We start from the raw sequence: 15,716 nt of genomic DNA, 5'->3' as shown, positions 1-15,716 counted from the left end.
TCAAGGGGCGGTATTTTGAGCGAATTACAGCCCGTTGCGGGCCTTGGGGCAAGCTGCATTTGGCCGCATTCGGGTTGTGTTTAGGCGCTGCTTATCGGTGCTCCCAGGCCACGGAATTTCCACCCGTGACAAGCGCCGATGGAGGGAATAAGCCTGTGGCAACGCTTGACGAATTTTGCTGGGAGGCAGGCCGACCATGATCCCCAACGCCTATCGGACCTTCAACTTCGATCTCGGCGAAACCGCGGACGCCATCCGCGAGACCGTGCACGATTTCGCGAGCAACGAGATCGCCCCGCGCGCGGCCGAGATCGACAGGACCAACGAGTTTCCCCGCGATCTCTGGCCGAAATTGGGGGCGCTCGGCCTGCACGGCATCACGGTTGAAGAGGAATATGGCGGGTCAGGGCTCGGCTATCTCGAGCACTGCGTCGCGCTGGAGGAGATTTCGCGCGCGTCCGCCGCGGTGGGACTTTCCTACGGCGCGCATTCCAACCTCTGCGTCAACCAGATCCGCCGCAACGGCAGCGAGGCGCAGAAGCGCAAATATCTGCCGAAGCTGATTTCCGGCGAGCATGTCGGATCGCTCGCGATGTCGGAGCCGAATGCCGGCTCGGACGTGGTGTCGATGGCCACGCGCGCCGAGAAGAAGGGCGACCGCTACGTGCTGAACGGCTCCAAGATGTGGATCACCAACGGTCCGATCGCGGAGACGCTGGTTGTCTATGCCAAAACCGATCCCAATGCCGGGCCGCGCGGCATCACCGCCTTCATTATCGAGAAGGGCATGAAGGGATTTTCCACCGCGCAGAAGCTCGACAAGCTCGGCATGCGCGGCTCCGACACCGGCGAATTGGTGTTCGACGATTGCGAGGTGCCGGAGGAGAACGTGCTCGGCGAGGTCGGTCGCGGCGTCAATGTGCTTATGTCGGGCCTCGACTATGAACGCGCGGTGCTCGCCGCCGGGCCGATCGGCATCATGCAGGCCTGCATGGACGTGGTGCTGCCTTACGTGCACGAGCGCAAGCAGTTCGGCCAGCCGATCGGCGCCTTCCAGCTCGTGCAAGGCAAGCTTGCCGATATGTACACCACGATGAATGCTTCGCGCGCCTATGTCTATGCGGTGGCAAAGGCCTGCGACCGCGGCGAGACCACGCGCGAGGACGCCGCCGGCGCCATTCTCTATGCCGCGGAAAAGGCCACTCAATGCGCGCTCGATGCGATTCAGTTGCTCGGCGGCAACGGCTACATCAACGATTATCCCACGGGACGGCTGCTGCGCGACGCCAAGCTCTACGAGATCGGCGCCGGCACCAGCGAAATCAGGCGCATGCTGATCGGGCGCGAACTGTTCGAAAAGACGGCGTGAGCGTGCCGGAGGTTGGGCGCGCGCCCCTCGGTTCGCTCAGACCGGCGACTGCCCTACGGCGGCGTCGCGGTCCAGGCGTGCCCGGTTGCAGCCTTTTCATAACCATACTGATAAAGCGCGCGCATATAGGCCGTATCAAATCCCGACGAATTGGACGTCGGGTAGTCGCGCTCAATATAAGACAGATTGAAGCCGACGCGATTGCGCCGGGCGAATTCGTAAGTCGAAAAGACGATCGAGCGCGTTTGTGACTTGGTGATCAGGCCGATGCTGCGCGAGGCGACATCGAGCGTGCCGTCAGGGACAACGGCAAAATCGCGCTCGATCTTGTTGTTCACGAGGATGTAGATTTTGAGACGACGGCTTCTGGGCAAGGCGTGGCCCTGAAACAGCAGCGCGTCAGGCAGCGTCAGGACCGGGGCCGTGACGCCGCCGTCGACATGCATCTCCTGAAAGCGCCTGCCTTGCGCCTCGGCCTCGATGAGAATCGGCGGAAACATCAGCGGGATGCTCGCGGATGCCGCCATCACGTCCCGAAACAGGTTCAGCGCCTCGGGCGAGCCGATCTCGGCGATTTTCCCCATGTCCCAGATCGCGGTTCGCTGCGTATCGAGATCTGTGGTCACGACGAGCAACCGTCTGCCCCTCGCGTATTCGCGCGCGACGGCGGCGAGCATGTCCGGCCCGACATAACGGGCAATCAGCTCGCGCAAGCGCGCATTGCCGAACAGGCCCGATCCGAACAGGGCCTGGAAGATCTTGGGGCTTTCGAGAAGGGTTTCGGCGATGCCGCTGGTGTAGACCTCGCGCAGGGTGTCATCATATTGCGGGCCGAGGAAGGCGAAGGGTGCGATCAGGGCGCCCGTGCTGACACCGGAGACGATGGTAAAGGTCGGGCGGGTGCCGGCGGCCGTCCAGCCGGCGAGGACACCTGCGCCGTAGGCGCCGTCGGCGCCACCGCCGGAGAGTGCCAGATAGGTTTCGGTGACGGCGGGATTCTCTTTGTCCGGGATGAACTTTGAGACCGGTTCATCGGTGTAGCGGCGCAGGCCGTCGACATCGAGCACATGGGAGACGGCCGCCTCGGAGGCTGTGTAGGGAGTCCTGGGCAGTGATGCGCAGCCCGTCAGGGTGAGTGCAAGGACAGAGGCCAACGCAGCCGGCCGAACCAGGCGAAAACTCATTGTCGTTGCGTATCTCTGCGGGGCAGGCGCCACGACCCATCGGGACCGGCGCTGCCGAAAAGATTCCGGACTCGAATCAGCTCTGACGGGGGCCGGGGCAGATTCGAGTCCGGCAGATGCGGGACTAATAGAACTATACTGTTTCGTTTTGATTAAGAAGGCAAGAGGGCTGCGCGCCTTATCTCGGCCACATTGTCGTTGGCGGCGAGGACGTTTTATTGCGGAGGCGTTTGCCGCCCTGCGCTCAACCCGATCTGCAGGCAATTTCCGGTCAGTATCATTCAGGCCGGTTGTTAACCCTGCTCACAAAGGCGCGCACGTCCGTGAGCGCGTCCGGCAGCACCGCCTTGACCTCTGCGATCGTCATGCCGGGCTTGATGCGCGGATCGTAAAGCAGATTGAGGATGTACTGGTCGTAGACGTCGAAGAAGCCCATCGACACCTTGTCGTTGAACATGGTCCAGGGCACCGAGCCGGTGTCGTTGATCGGTCCCAGCGCCTGCAACAGCTCCTCATAGGCGCAGTCGAGAAAGACGAAGTCGCCGTTGTCGACGGTCAGGATCACGTCCGAATGCTCGATTTCGTAGTTCTCATTCTTGCGGAATCCGGAGAGGCATTGCGGATCGAGCGAGGTCTTGATCTCGTGCGCCCGCTCATTGCCGTAGAGGCTTGCGAGGGTGCGATAAAGGTCGCGGTCACGCACCAGGCGCACCTCGACCGTCGCGCTCGCGCGGCTCGCGGCCATCGCGATATCGAGATGTTGAACGTGGGCGGCGATGTCGGCGACGACTCTGGCCAGCTCCGCCTTGCGCTCGGTGCTGGCGCCTTCCGCGAACACCCGCACGGGCCCGGCATATCTGCGGATGCGATCGACGCGGCCGGCGATGTGGAATTCGGCGCCGAAGGCCGTCCTGAAAAATCCCTCGACGATCTCAACATCGCTGAAGCTCGTTCGCTCAGCACGCTTTTTCGCGGCGACGGTGGCGTTCTCGGCTGAACGCGCCGGCAAATCCGCTGCGGCGACGAAAGCGATCGCGGTCAGGGCGGTGGCGAGGCGGCGCAGGCTGGGGGAGGAAACGCTCATAGCCCGGCCACGCTGCCGCAAGCGAGGTCTGCACGCAAGGCAGGCCTCGCGCATCGCAGCGCGGTCAGTTCTTGACGATGACCGTGGCGCCGACGGAGACGCGGCTATAGAGATCAACCACGTCCTCATTGGTCATTCGGAAGCAGCCGGAGGAGACCGCCTGGCCGATGGTTTCCGGCTCGTTGGAGCCATGAATGCGGTAGAGCGTCGAGCCGAGATAGAGCGCGCGTGCGCCGAGCGGGTTCTCGATGCCGCCGACCATGTGACGCGGCAGGTCGGGCCGGCGCGCCAGCATCTGCCGCGGCGGCGTCCAGCTCGGCCACTCCTTTTTCGCGGAGATGCGATGCACCCCGCCCCAACGGAAACCGTCGCGGCCGACACCGATGCCGTAGCGCAGCGCCTGGCCGTCGCCCAGTATCAGGTAAAGCCGCCGTTCGGGGGTGTTGATGATAATCGTGCCCGGCGCGTAGTGCGTCGGGTAGTACACGGTCTCGCGCGGGATTGCGCTCGCGCCTCCGCCGAAGAAATTCGGGCCGCCGCCCATGATATCGCGTGAGTCGACCCACTGAGCCTGAGCATGACTGGTCGCCGCCAAGAGCAGCGCCGCAACGATTCCGACATGAATCCGCATCACTCGCCCCTTGAAAACTCCGGTGCGGAAAAAAAGGCCATAATCGCGCGCCGTCCGCAAGCCACGGCCGCGTGAGAACGAAAATTTCGCAGATTGCCGTTAATTCGCGCCGACAACGCGTCGGCGTGCACGCGCATCCCGCGCTTGCACGGCGCGGTGAGCTCTTCTCCGCCTGACCAGTTTCTCCCAGATTGCGTTAGCTAAAATGAGAAGCAGTTCGCCGCCGTTGGGCTGCAATGCCCGCGCCCCCTTTGACGAAAGCTGCGAACAGTGGTTGATCGTCGGCGAAGTCGGCAAGCGCCTCGCGAACGGGAGTGGAACGAATGAACGGTGCGGAAAGTCTGGTCAGAACCCTGGTGGCAGGCGGGGTCGACGTCTGTTTCACCAACCCGGGCACCTCCGAAATGCACTTCGTCGCCGCGCTCGACCGGGTCGAGGGCATGCGCTGCGTGCTCGGCCTGTTCGAGGGCGTGGTGACCGGCGCGGCCGACGGCTATTTCCGGATGAAGGGCAAGCCGGCCTCGACGCTGCTCCATCTCGGGCCCGGCCTCGCCAACGGCCTTGCCAATCTGCACAACGCCAAGAAGGCCCATTCCGGCATCGTCAACATCGTCGGCCAGCATGCGACCTATCACATCGGCTACAACGCGCCGCTGACCTCCGACATCGAGGGGCTGGCGCGGCCGATGTCGGCCTGGGTGCGCACCTCGCCGGACGCGAAATCGGTGGCGGCCGACGGCGCCGCGGCGATTGCCGCCGCCAAGAGCTCGCCGCCGCAGATCGCGACCCTGATCCTGCCCGCCGACACCGCCTGGAACGAGGCCGAGGGTATCGCGCAGGTGCCCGAGAGCAATCAGCGCGTCAGCTATTCGCCGCAGGCGGTGGAGCAGGCGGCCAGGATCCTGCACGGGGACGGCGCCCACACGCTTCTGCTCATGACCGGCAGCGCGCTCACCGAGCATGGCCTCGCGCTCGCCCAGCAGATCTCGGGCAAGACCGGCTGCAAGGTGATGGGCCAGACCTATCACCCGCGCATGGCGCGCGGCCGAGGCCGCTTCTCGATCGACCGCATCCCTTATGTGATCGAGAGCGCGCTGCCGATCTTAAAGGATTTCAAGCACATCGTGCTGGTCGAGGCGAACGACCCCGTCGCCTTCTTCGCCTATCCGAACAAGCCGAGCATGCTCAAGCCCGAGGGTTGCGAGGCGCATCGCATGACGGCGTGGGGCGAGAATTCGGTTGCGGCACTGGAAGCGCTTGCCGCCGCGCTTCACGCCAGCCCCCATGACGTCAAGCCGCAGAAGCTCACCGACCTCATCAAGCCGAGCGGCGCGTTGACGCTGACCTCGATCGCCCAGGCGATCGCCTGCGCGATTCCCGAAAACGCCATCGTGGTCGACGAATCCATCACCACCGGGCGCGGCTTCTTCCCGCCGACCGCGGCGTCCGCCCCGCACGACTGGCTGCAGAACATGGGCGGCTCGATCGGCTTTTCGACGCCGGTCGCCACGGGGGCCGCGGTGGCCTGCCCGGACCGCAAGGTGATCTGCATGGTCGGCGACGGCAGCGCCATGTACACCATCCAGTCCCTGTGGACCCAGGCGCGCGAAGGACTGGATGTCGTCACCGTCGTCTTTGCCAACAAGATCTACCAGATCCTCCGCGGCGAGTTCGACGGCGTCGGCGCCGGCGAGCCCGGCAAGCGGGCGCAGGACATGCTCAAGCTCGACAGGCCGGCGCTGGATTTCGTCGCACTCGCCAAGGGCATGGGCGTTCCGGCCCGCGCGGTGACGACGGCGGACGAGTTCAACAAGGCGTTGGAGGAAGCGGTCCGCGAGCCCGGACCGCGTCTGATCGAAGTGCAGATGTAGCGATGCCGGCCGCGAATTGCGGTCGACAACGACGAGAACGTCATTGCGAGCCCAAGCGAAGCAATTCAGAGTCTGACCGGAAAACCCCGGATTGCTTCGGAGCTTTTACGCCCAGCAATGACGAGGGTGCATTTGGTCGGAGCCTGAATGCAGCCCGAACTGGACAAGCTCGTCGCCGCGCTCGAGGAATTTTACGCGCAGGAGAGATTTCTGCTGGAAAAGGATGCGGGCGAGCGCGCGCTGACGCATCGGCTCGCCGTGTATCTCGAGAGGCAATACCCGACCTGGCAAATCGATTGCGACTACAACCGGCTGGGTGAGCGAACCCTGTTGCTGCCACACGGCACGATCATCTCCACCGACGACACGCTTGGCAAGTCGATCTACCCCGATATCGTCGTGCATCAGCGCGAGGTTCCGGAAAACCTGCTCGCGATAGAGGTCCGCAAAGCCTCCAACCACCAGTCGCTCGCGCACGACCAGCACAAGCTGAAGGCGTTGACCGATCCACATCTGTGGTTCGCTTATTGGTTCGGCGTGCTCCTGATCCTGGCCAGGCGAAACGTCATGGCCAGCGAGGTTTATGTCGGCGGCGAGATCGACCGCGCGTTGACGGCTTGGCTGGCCGGGCGGCTGAAGGATCAAGGTTTGGGCGCGTCGTGATCACGCCCGTCGGGGCCAGAGCATGCTTTGCCGAAAAGATCATGCTCAAACAAAGAGATGAGTCATGATCCGATTCCGTCTAATCGGATCATGATCTAAATCATCTAAATCGCGGTGCTCGGAAACGACAATTCGCAGATCAGCCCGTCGGATCGCCACTCGCGCCGGATCGTGCCGCTCAAGGTGCGCACCAGACCATCGATCGCGCCGACGCCAAATCCCCGTCGCGTGGGCGGGGCGATCGTTGGCCCGTTCGATTCCCTCCAAAGCAGCGACAGATTGTCGGCCTTGTCCGTTTGCCAACGGACGTCGATCCTGCCGGAGGGGCGTGAAAGCGAGCCGTATTTTGCTGCATTGGTCGCAAGCTCGTGCACGGTCACCGCGATGGCCTGCGCCAGCGTCGAGGGCAGCCGGATGTCGTCGCCGGCGATCCTGATCCGCCTGGTTTCGCCGGCGGCATAGGGGCGAAGCTCTTCTTCGACGATGGTCCGGATGCTCGCGCCTGTCCAGCGCGAGACCGAAAACAGTCGCTGCACATTGGCAAGCGCGCTCAAGCGCCCCTCGAAAGCCCGTTGAAATTCCTCCGCCGTACTCGCCTTGGTGAGGCGCAGCATGGCCTGGATCACCGCGAGCAGGTTGTTCGAACGATGGTCGACCTCCCGGGTCAGGAGCATCATGCGCTCTTCGGCCTGTTTGCGGCTTGTGATGTCGACCAGCATGTTCACGGCGCCGATCAGCTTGCCCCGATGGTCGCGCAGCGGCGTCGGATAGGGCATGAAGCAGATGCGCGATCCGTCCGGCCGCTCCGCGATCGCCTCGGTGTCGCGAACGGGCCGGTTCTCCTTGAGCGCAATCGCCATCGGGCATTCTTCGTGGGGAAGCGGCCGCCCGTCCGGATGGTAGAGCTTCCAGGTGACGCACCACATGTCGCCGATTTTCGGCGTGCGGCCGGCGAATTCGATGCAGGCATGATTGAAAAAGGTGACGCGGCCCTGGGCGTCGGTCGTGTAGATGGCCGCGGGCAGTGCCTCGAGCAGATCGCGAAACTGCTTTTCGCGAGAGGCTGCGGTTGCGTCCGCTGCGTGCTGCGCGAGCTCGGCATGCTGGGCAAGGATTCGTTCAACATCGGCGTCGTCCGCGCGCCCAAATAGGTCCAGCATCCGCTTCCTCGAATCGTCGGCACCAGAATGGAAATCCGCGGGATTGTTTCTGGTTCCTCCAGACTTTGGACGGGGCGGACAGTTACGGGTCCGGCGGTCCGGACCAAGGCCAAACGAACAGGCCCAAACGAAAAGGCCGCCTGGAGAGGCGGCCGCGTCGTCGAGACCTGGTCTTGGTCACTGCTTCTGCATGGTATCTTCGCCGGACTTCTTGGCCGACTTCTTTGATTTCGTCGTCTTCTTCTTGCTCATCTTGGTCGTATCGCTCTTGGTGGTGTCGGTGCTCGTCGCAGCACCCTGGGCGAACGCAATCGAGGGCGCGAGAGACGTCGAGGAGACGAAAGCGAGGGCGGCCGCGACGATGATCAGTTTGCGCATACAAAATTCCTCCGTGGGTTTCAGTTTCGCGCCGGCGAACCTTAATGGAACCCGAAGCGGAAGAGTTCCAATCACGCAATCAGATATTTGTGAGATGATTTGCCGTGCATTTGATTTGGAGCCACTTGGGAACCGGCCAGCCCTGACGGAATTACCTTTGCGGGCAGGGCCCCGAGAGGATTGCCATGGATTGGCGACCGGCAATGGTCCGCACCGATCCGCCGCCGACCACGCATGAGGATGACATGGCCTATGCCGCCGGCTGGACGATCAGCGGTCTGGCAACGCTAGGCACCATCATCGTGGTCTGGCTGTTTGCGCTCTGAGGGGGCGGCGCGACCGCCAGCCCGCCTACGCCAAAGGCTTCGGCGGGGCAGCCTTCGCTCACTTCGCTAGGCAGAGCAGGGCGTGGCTTGCCCAGCCATAGCTCGCGAAGCGAGCGAAGGCTGGTGGGCGCACAAGGGATCGAACCTTGGACCTCTCCCGTGTGAAGGGAACGCTCTCCCGCTGAGCTATGCGCCCGGGAATGTTGTGCATTGTCAAAGGCCTGGCAGACAGGCCGGCAAACCATGCACGGCAACAATCAGAGCCCGCGATTTACGAAGCCCGACCCGTCAGTGTCAAGGCAAATACGCCCAAAGCTGCCTCACGCGCCCTGCTGGCGGGCGCGGGAGGCGTGGGCCTGCAGCGCACGGATGCGCTCGGCCAGTGTGCCGCCCTGCGGTGCGCCGGCGCCGGGGGCCGCGCCGTTGGCGACAGCCGTCCCATTGGTCTGCTTGGGCTGCTTGGCCGGCTCGGCGGCCAGCATGGCCTCGATCGGCGAGTTCGGCCCCTCGAGCTGCATCGCGAGCTTGGCGACTTCCGCGGCGATGTCGTTGATGCGCTCGCGCAGCAGCGCATTTTCCATGCGCTCGGTCGCCCATGAGCTTTCGGCCTGCTGCTGAATGGTGTTGATGTCGCGCTGCAACTTGGCGCGCTCGTCGCGGGCGATGCGCAACTGCTCCTCGAGGGCGGCCTTTTCCGTCTTCAGCTTTTCCAGGGCCGGCCCTTGGCCGCTGCCGCTCTGGCTGACCTGCTCGCGCAGCTCGGCCAGGCTGCGTTCGGCGATCTCGTTGGCCTTGCGCAACTGGTTGTTCTCATAATCGCGTTCGGCGAGCAGCTTGCCTTGCGCGGCGAGGCGGGTCTCCAGATCGTTGACGCGATTGGAGAGCATCTCGGCTTCCTTGACCTGGGCGACCAGTTGGCGGTCGAGGTCGGTGACGCGCTGGCTCAAATTCTCGACACGGCCGCGCGCCTCGACCAGTTCCCGCGTCGCCGTTTCCGAATCGGAACGCTCCCGCGTGAGCCGCGCTTGCGTTGCGGCAAACTCCTTCTCGGCGTCGCCGACGCGGCTCTTCAATTCCTCGATCTGTGCCCGTACCGCGACCAGCTCGACCTGGCGGGTATCCGCCACCATCGAACGATCGCTCAATTCGGTGGTGAGCTTGGCGAGTTCGTTCTGCTTGTCGGCGAGGGCCTTCTCGGCCTGGCGCAGCGCCTCGCTGCGCCCCGCAAATTCCTCTTCCGTCGCGCGCAACTGATCCTTCAGCGCCTTCTCGCGCGCTTCGAGGGCGAAGATCATGGCGTTCTTCTCGCCGAGTTCGATCTTCATGCGGTTGATCGCATCGGTCTTCTTGCCGAGTTCGGCAAGCTGGCTGGTCGTCTTGTGTTTGAGCTGCTCGACGCTCAGTTCCAGCCGCCGCGCCGACATCGCAAATTCCGCGCGCAACTGGTCCTTGTCCGCCTGGATTTCCGCCATCGACAGGGGAGTGGCCGCCTCGAGCCGGCGCGTGGTCAGCCGCACCGCGCGGTTGTGCACCAGCGGCACGATCATCAGCCCGCACAGCATCGAGATCAGGAAACCGATCGCGCCATACATGATCGGTTCGATCATGAACACGTCCTCGCAAAAGGAGATTTACGAAATCACAATGCACAAGCGAGGCGCAAAACGCCAGCCCGTTGGCGCATTAACGTGAACGTCCGACCAGGGTTCTCGGCAGGATTCTTGGCCCTCGTCGCGTGAAGCCGCAAAGATGCAAACAGCTTTCCGTCACGACAAACGCGGAAGCGTGCGTGCACGGATGATGTCCGGTCAACAGCCGGAGCGCAGCGGCGCTTCAGCCTGATCGCCCGCCAAATACGCGTTGGGCCGAAGCCCGGTCAGAACGGGTTCCAGGTCGCGCGCGGGGTATATTTGAGATAGCCGACATTGGCGCCCAGGCGCAGGCCGATGCCCGAGCGGATCGGCACCAGCACGATGCCGTTCGCGGTAAGCGCGGTCATGCCGAAGCCGCCGACGATGTAGGCGGAGCCGTCGATGCCGACGAAGCGCTGGTAGATCGCACCGGTCGAAGGCAGGTTATAGACCAGCGTCATCGTGCGGGCGCCGTCACCGCCCCAGTCGAAGCCGACCGACGGCCCTTGCCAATAGACCTTCAGGTCGCCGGCATTCTTGGTGTAGAGGGTGCCCTCGCCATACCTTAAGCCCGCGACGAAGGCGCCCGAGCCTTCCTCACCCAGCACATAGCCGTTCGGCAGACCCCACTGGCTGACCGCACGCTCGATGACGGATGCCAGTCCCCGCGAGACATTGCCGAAGAATCGATGGCCGGCGGAGACCAGTTCGTCCGGGCCATAAGTGTTCGGACCCGGCGTGCGTTGAGGCGGTGGCAGGTCGGACGGCGCCGTTTGCTGGGCAGATGCGGGCGCCACCCAGCACATCAACGCCGCGAGCGTCACCGCGGCCAGGCGTGAAACCAAGCTCATGAAGAAGACCCCATTGAAATACCGGTCGCCGCCTTAACCTGACGCCAACAGCAAGGCTCTAGCTTGCGACACGGTCTCCCCTAGACGACAAGACTTTATCGGCACGAACTATGACGGCACAACGGCAAGAAAGATACGTCTGGCGCCCCGGAATCGCCGTTATCACGCTTTTGGCGCTCTTCTGTGCTGCATACAACGACGTCGCAAGCGGCGCAGCAACCACCGAGCGCATCATCACCAATCGCTTCAGCGGGCTCGCCATCGAGGGCTTCGATCCTGTCGCCTATTTCGTCGACGGCCGTTCCGTGCTCGGCCTGCCGGAGTTCGAAGCTTGGGAAGAGGGCGTGGTTTGGCGTTTTCATAACGAAGGCAACCGCGCCTCCTTCCTCGCTCATCCGGAAATCTACGGGCCCCAGTTCGGCGGCTACGATCCCGTCGACGTCGCGCGCGGTGTTGCGGTGGCCGGCAATCCGCGGTTTTGGCTGATCGCGGGTGAACGACTCTACCTGTTCGGTTTTGAGGCCAACCGCGCGGCCTTCGCCGCCGACCCGAAAGGTTTCATCGGCAGAGCGCAAGCGCGCTGGCCCTCGCTCAAGCGGCAACTCGCGCAGTAGCGCGCCGGCAGAATCGGCCGATTCGATGATCGGGGCGGGTTGGCAGCCCGCGCGGCCCCAGTGTATCAAGCCCGAAGCTTCGCGCGATTCGTCGCCCGCGGATCTCGCTCGCGGATCTCTTGGGAAAAGCTTTGGGGAATCTCATGTCTGGCCCTTCGACACCCGGTCCCGCTCCCGACGCGCTCGAACTCGCCGCACTGTTGTGCTCGCGGGTTTGCCACGACCTGATCAGCCCGGTGGGCGCCATCGTCAACGGGCTGGAGGTGCTGGATGACGACCCCAAGCCCGAGGATCGCGACTTCGCGCTGGATCTGATTCGCAAGAGCGCCAAGACGGCTTCGGCGCGGCTGCAGTTCTGTCGCCTGGCGTTCGGCGCGGCCGGATCCGCCGGCGCCCAGATCGATCTCGGCGATGCCCAGGCGATGGCTCGTGGTCACATCGAGGACGGCAAGACCAGCATCGTCTGGAACCTGCCGCGGCTGTTGCTTCCCAAGAACAGGGTCAAGCTCCTGCTCAACATGCTGATCATCGCGCAGCAGACCATACCGCGGGGCGGCACGCTCACCGTCGATCCGATCGGCGAGGGCGATACGATGAGCTTTCGCGTGACCGCGTCGGGCCTCAACGCGCGACTGCCGCACAACATCGCTGAACTCTTGAGCGCGAGCCAAGCGCCGGCCGCTGACGCGCACGCGGTGCAGCCCTATTACACGCGACTGCTGGCGCAGGCTTGCGGCTTGAGCGTCAAGCTCGCGCCGGAGGGCGAGGCGGTGGCGGTCACCGCCTCTTAGGATCACTGCGCGCAAAAGGCGGTGTTTCACCTCTCCCCAACGGGGGAGAAGTCGAATTGCATCGGTAGATGCAATCCGGGTGAGGGCCTCAGCTCTATCGAGAGACCTTAGCCCCTTACCCGATTTGCGCTGGACGATGCTTCGCATCGCCAGGACCAAATCGACCTCTCACTTCGGGAGGTCGCCGAGTCCGGAACGCCGGGAAAGGGTTAATCAGAGGTTGAGAAATCCCCGCAGATTTGCTGCGGCGATCTTATCTCTTTATTGAGCCCATTCGTTTCCGGTTACTCAACCAATATTAAACGCTTTGCGGAGAAGCTGGCCGCATTCCTGAGTGGCGCGCCGAGTTCGCGCGCCGTCGCGTACAAAGGCCAGTTTCATGGATGATCTGTTGCGGGAGTTTTTGACGGAGACCAGCGAGAGCCTGGACACCGTCGACAATCAGTTGGTGAAGTTCGAGCAGGAGCCGAACAACGCCAAGATCCTGGATAACATCTTCCGCCTGGTGCACACCATCAAGGGGACCTGCGGCTTTTTGGGGCTGCCGCGGCTGGAAGCGCTGGCGCATGCCGGCGAGACCTTGATGGGCAAGTTCCGCGACGGCATGCCGGTGCGGGCCGAGGCGGTGACGGTGATCCTGTCCTCGATCGACCGCATCAAGGAAATCCTCGCCGGGCTCGAGGCCACCGAGGCCGAGCCGGAGGGCAATGACCGCGACCTGATCGATCAGCTCGAGGCGATGGTCGAGCAGGGCATGGCGGCGATGTCAGCGTCAGCTCCGCTGATCGCGGCCGGCGCAGCGTCGCCGCTGCCGTCAGCGCCGCCGCCGGACGCCGCGCCGGCCGCCGCTGCCGGCGTCACCGCGGGCACGCTGGTGGCGCAGACCCTGGAGCGGCCGCTGCGTCCGGGCGAGGTGTCGCTGGACGAGCTCGAGCGCGCCTTCCGCGAGACCGCGGTCGAGGAGGCCCCGCCCGCAGCGGCGCCGCCGCCGCCCGCGGCGAAAGCCGCCCCGCGCGCACCGGCCGCCAAGCCGAAGGAGGCGGCCAAGCCGGCCAAGCGGGCGGCCGCCGCCGGCGAGGAGGCGTCCGAGAGCGAGCGCGTCGCCAACCAGTCGATCCGGGTCAATGTCGACACCCTCGAACATCTCATGACCATGGTCTCCGAGCTGGTCTTGACCCGCAACCAGCTCCTGGAGATCTCCCGCCGCAACGAGGACACCGAGTTCAAGGTGCCGCTGCAGCGGCTCTCCAACGTCACCGCCGAGCTGCAGGAGGGCGTCATGAAGACGCGCATGCAGCCGATCGGCAACGCCTGGCAGAAGCTGCCGCGCATCGTGCGCGACCTCTCGAGCGAACTGTCCAAGCAGATCGAGCTCGAGATGCACGGCGCCGACACCGAGCTCGACCGCCAGGTGCTCGACCTCATCAAGGACCCGCTCACCCATATGGTGCGCAACTCCGCCGACCACGGCCTGGAGACGGTGGCCGAGCGGCAAGCCGCCGGCAAGCCGGAGACCGGCACCATCCGCCTGTCCGCCTATCACGAGGGCGGCCACATCATCATCTGCATCGCCGACAACGGGCGCGGCCTCAACACCGAGCGGATCAAGGCCAAAGCGCTCGCGAACGGCCTCGTCACCGAGGCCGAGCTCGAGAAGATGACCGAGCCGCAGATCCACAAGTTCATCTTCGCCCCCGGCTTCTCCACCGCCGCGCAGATCACCTCGGTGTCGGGCCGCGGGGTGGGCATGGACGTGGTGCGCACCAACATCGACCAGATCGGCGGCACCATCGACATCAAGTCGGTCGCCGGCGAGGGCACCGCGGTCACCATCAAGATCCCGCTGACGCTCGCCATCGTCTCGGCGCTGATCGTCGAGGCCGGCGGCGACCGCTTCGCCATTCCCCAGCTCTCGGTGGTGGAGCTGGTGCGGGCGCGGGCCAATTCCGAGCACCGCATCGAGCGCATCAAGGACACCGCGGTGCTGCGGCTGCGCAACAAGCTGCTGCCGCTGATGCACTTGAAGAAGCTCTTGATGATCGACGACGGCTCTTCATCCGATCCCGAGAACGGCTTCATCGTGGTCACGCAAGTCGGCAGCCAGACCTTCGGCATCGTGGTCGACGGCGTGTTCCACACCGAGGAGATCGTGGTCAAGCCGATGTCGACCAAGCTGCGCCACATCGACATGTTCTCCGGCAACACCATCTTGGGCGACGGCGCGGTGATCATGATCATCGACCCCAACGGCATCGCCAAAGCGCTCGGCGCCGCCGGCAATGCCAGCCGCGAGCTCGCCGACGACAGCGCCGGCCATCATGCGGCAAGCGGCGAGCAGATGACCTCGCTGCTGGTGTTCCGCGCCGGCACCAGCCAGCCCAAGGCGGTGCCGCTCGGCCTCGTCACCCGGCTCGAGGAGATCGCCGCCGACAAGATCGAGCTGAGCAACGGCCGCTACATGGTGCAGTACCGCGACCAGCTCATGCCGTTGGTGCAGATGGAGGGGGTGGAGGTGCGCGGGAGCGGCGCGCAGCCGATCCTGGTGTTCGCCGACGACGGCCGCTCGATGGGGCTCGTGGTCGACGAGATCATCGACATCGTCGAGGAGCGGTTGCACATCGAGGTCGCCGGCTCGAGCTCGGGCATTCTGGGCTCGGCGGTGATCAAGGGCCAGGCCACCGAGGTGATCGACGTCGGCCATTTCCTGCCGATGGCGTTTGCCGACTGGTTCACCCGCAAGGAGATGCGCCCGTCGATGGCCACCCAATCGGTGCTGCTGGTCGACGACAGCGCCTTCTTCCGCAACATGCTGGCGCCGGTCTTGAAGGCCGCCGGCTACAAGGTGCGGACCGCGCCGAACGCGCAGGAGGCGCTCGCGACGCTGCGCTCGGGCCAGAGCTTCGACGTGGTGCTGACCGACATCGAGATGCCGGACATGAACGGGTTCGAGTTCGCCGAGGTGATCCGCGGCGACCAGCACCTCGCGCAGATGCCGATCATCGCGCTGTCCTCGCTGGTGTCGCCGGCGGCGATCGAGCGCGGCAAGCTCGCCGGCTTCCACGATTATGTCGCCAAGTTCGACCGGCCCGGCCTGATCGCGGCGCTGAAGGAGCAGACCGCCCATGCCAGCCACAACGAGATGAGCCGGGCGGCGTAAAGGATG

Annotated in this window: 14 protein-coding genes and 1 tRNA gene; 7 read left to right on the top strand and 8 right to left on the bottom strand. The window is 64.4% G+C overall.

All coding sequences use genetic code 11. The annotated features are described in order from the left end of the window. Positions 1 to 196: 196 nt before the first annotated feature. Positions 197 to 1,369: an isovaleryl-CoA dehydrogenase gene (locus tag P6U23_RS33895; RefSeq protein ID WP_407176669.1), complete on the top strand. Its 1,173-nt coding sequence runs from the start codon at positions 197 to 199 to the stop codon at positions 1,367 to 1,369. A gap of 53 nt (positions 1,370 to 1,422) precedes the next feature. Here the strand turns inward: P6U23_RS33895 and P6U23_RS33890 are convergent, their stop codons facing one another. The 3 genes from P6U23_RS33890 to P6U23_RS33880 form a co-directional block, all read right to left on the bottom strand. After that, a complete protein-coding gene (locus P6U23_RS33890) occupies positions 1,423 to 2,553 on the bottom strand; it encodes a patatin-like phospholipase family protein (protein WP_407176668.1) in 1,131 nt (376 codons plus the stop codon). Positions 2,554 to 2,830: 277 nt separating this feature from the next. Next, entirely contained in the window at positions 2,831 to 3,637 is an 807-nt protein-coding gene (locus P6U23_RS33885) for a DUF2927 domain-containing protein (RefSeq protein ID WP_407176667.1), read from the bottom strand. Between the two features lie 64 nt (positions 3,638 to 3,701). Beyond that, positions 3,702 to 4,268 (bottom strand): L,D-transpeptidase, encoded by a 567-nt coding sequence (locus P6U23_RS33880; RefSeq protein WP_407176666.1) that lies wholly within the window; start codon positions 4,266 to 4,268, stop codon positions 3,702 to 3,704. 323 nt (positions 4,269 to 4,591) lie between these two features. On the opposite strand from P6U23_RS33880, the gene P6U23_RS33875 reads away from it, so the two are divergent. Beyond that, positions 4,592 to 6,139: an acetolactate synthase large subunit gene (locus P6U23_RS33875; protein ID WP_407176665.1), complete on the top strand. Its 1,548-nt coding sequence runs from the start codon at positions 4,592 to 4,594 to the stop codon at positions 6,137 to 6,139. A gap of 147 nt (positions 6,140 to 6,286) precedes the next feature. Further along, positions 6,287 to 6,802, top strand: coding sequence for a hypothetical protein (locus tag P6U23_RS33870; RefSeq protein ID WP_407176664.1), 516 nt, complete (start codon positions 6,287 to 6,289; stop codon positions 6,800 to 6,802). A gap of 104 nt (positions 6,803 to 6,906) precedes the next feature. Here P6U23_RS33870 and P6U23_RS33865 read toward each other — a convergent pair whose 3' ends face one another. Beyond that, positions 6,907 to 7,962 carry a sensor histidine kinase gene (locus tag P6U23_RS33865; protein ID WP_407176663.1) on the bottom strand — a complete coding sequence of 352 codons (1,056 nt, stop codon included), beginning with the start codon at positions 7,960 to 7,962 and terminating at the stop codon, positions 6,907 to 6,909. Between the two features lie 177 nt (positions 7,963 to 8,139). Continuing rightward, a complete protein-coding gene (locus P6U23_RS33860; protein ID WP_407176662.1) occupies positions 8,140 to 8,340 on the bottom strand; it encodes a hypothetical protein in 201 nt (66 codons plus the stop codon). A gap of 185 nt (positions 8,341 to 8,525) precedes the next feature. Here P6U23_RS33860 and P6U23_RS33855 point away from each other — a divergent pair, with 185 nt between their 5' ends. Next, entirely contained in the window at positions 8,526 to 8,666 is a 141-nt protein-coding gene (locus tag P6U23_RS33855; protein ID WP_407176661.1) for a hypothetical protein, read from the top strand. Positions 8,667 to 8,787: 121 nt separating this feature from the next. On the opposite strand, the gene P6U23_RS33850 is transcribed toward P6U23_RS33855, so the two are convergent. The 3 genes from P6U23_RS33850 to P6U23_RS33840 all read right to left on the bottom strand — a co-directional run bounded on the left by P6U23_RS33850 (position 8,788) and on the right by P6U23_RS33840 (position 11,148). Continuing rightward, a tRNA-Val gene (locus P6U23_RS33850) sits at positions 8,788 to 8,862 on the bottom strand. A 124-nt stretch (positions 8,863 to 8,986) separates the two neighbouring features. Next, entirely contained in the window at positions 8,987 to 10,273 is a 1,287-nt protein-coding gene (locus P6U23_RS33845; protein ID WP_407176660.1) for a hypothetical protein, read from the bottom strand. Between the two features lie 269 nt (positions 10,274 to 10,542). Further along, positions 10,543 to 11,148, bottom strand: coding sequence for a DUF1134 domain-containing protein (locus P6U23_RS33840; RefSeq protein ID WP_407176659.1), 606 nt, complete (start codon positions 11,146 to 11,148; stop codon positions 10,543 to 10,545). Positions 11,149 to 11,258: 110 nt separating this feature from the next. Here P6U23_RS33840 and P6U23_RS33835 point away from each other — a divergent pair, with 110 nt between their 5' ends. From P6U23_RS33835 to P6U23_RS33825, 3 genes are all read left to right on the top strand, one after another. After that, complete coding sequence (locus P6U23_RS33835; protein WP_407176658.1) at positions 11,259 to 11,762, top strand: YHS domain-containing (seleno)protein; 504 nt, start codon at positions 11,259 to 11,261, stop codon at positions 11,760 to 11,762. A gap of 143 nt (positions 11,763 to 11,905) precedes the next feature. Beyond that, positions 11,906 to 12,553, top strand: coding sequence for a histidine phosphotransferase ChpT (gene chpT, locus P6U23_RS33830; RefSeq protein ID WP_407176657.1), 648 nt, complete (start codon positions 11,906 to 11,908; stop codon positions 12,551 to 12,553). A gap of 379 nt (positions 12,554 to 12,932) precedes the next feature. Beyond that, positions 12,933 to 15,710: a chemotaxis protein CheW gene (locus P6U23_RS33825; protein ID WP_407176656.1), complete on the top strand. Its 2,778-nt coding sequence runs from the start codon at positions 12,933 to 12,935 to the stop codon at positions 15,708 to 15,710. Positions 15,711 to 15,716 lie beyond the last annotated feature (6 nt).

The organism is Bradyrhizobium sp. STM 3562, assembly GCF_045571435.1.
Taxonomy (GTDB): domain Bacteria; phylum Pseudomonadota; class Alphaproteobacteria; order Rhizobiales; family Xanthobacteraceae; genus Bradyrhizobium.
The sequence above is the reverse complement of the archived record's forward strand: the minus strand, read 5'-3'. Positions and strand labels throughout refer to the sequence as shown.

Bases quoted from the DNA above. Each gene is read 5' to 3' on its own strand.
- P6U23_RS33895 (WP_407176669.1), top strand. From the start codon at position 197: ATGATCCCCAACGCCTATCGGACCTTCAACTTCGATCTCGGCGAAACC.
- P6U23_RS33890 (WP_407176668.1), bottom strand. From the start codon at position 2,553: ATGAGTTTTCGCCTGGTTCGGCCGGCTGCGTTGGCCTCTGTCCTTGCA.
- P6U23_RS33885 (WP_407176667.1), bottom strand. From the start codon at position 3,637: ATGAGCGTTTCCTCCCCCAGCCTGCGCCGCCTCGCCACCGCCCTGACC.
- P6U23_RS33880 (WP_407176666.1), bottom strand. From the start codon at position 4,268: ATGCGGATTCATGTCGGAATCGTTGCGGCGCTGCTCTTGGCGGCGACC.
- P6U23_RS33875 (WP_407176665.1), top strand. From the start codon at position 4,592: ATGAACGGTGCGGAAAGTCTGGTCAGAACCCTGGTGGCAGGCGGGGTC.
- P6U23_RS33870 (WP_407176664.1), top strand. From the start codon at position 6,287: ATGCAGCCCGAACTGGACAAGCTCGTCGCCGCGCTCGAGGAATTTTAC.
- P6U23_RS33865 (WP_407176663.1), bottom strand. From the start codon at position 7,962: ATGCTGGACCTATTTGGGCGCGCGGACGACGCCGATGTTGAACGAATC.
- P6U23_RS33860 (WP_407176662.1), bottom strand. From the start codon at position 8,340: ATGCGCAAACTGATCATCGTCGCGGCCGCCCTCGCTTTCGTCTCCTCG.
- P6U23_RS33855 (WP_407176661.1), top strand. From the start codon at position 8,526: ATGGATTGGCGACCGGCAATGGTCCGCACCGATCCGCCGCCGACCACG.
- P6U23_RS33845 (WP_407176660.1), bottom strand. From the start codon at position 10,273: ATGATCGAACCGATCATGTATGGCGCGATCGGTTTCCTGATCTCGATG.
- P6U23_RS33840 (WP_407176659.1), bottom strand. From the start codon at position 11,148: ATGAGCTTGGTTTCACGCCTGGCCGCGGTGACGCTCGCGGCGTTGATG.
- P6U23_RS33835 (WP_407176658.1), top strand. From the start codon at position 11,259: ATGACGGCACAACGGCAAGAAAGATACGTCTGGCGCCCCGGAATCGCC.
- chpT (WP_407176657.1), top strand. From the start codon at position 11,906: ATGTCTGGCCCTTCGACACCCGGTCCCGCTCCCGACGCGCTCGAACTC.
- P6U23_RS33825 (WP_407176656.1), top strand. From the start codon at position 12,933: ATGGATGATCTGTTGCGGGAGTTTTTGACGGAGACCAGCGAGAGCCTG.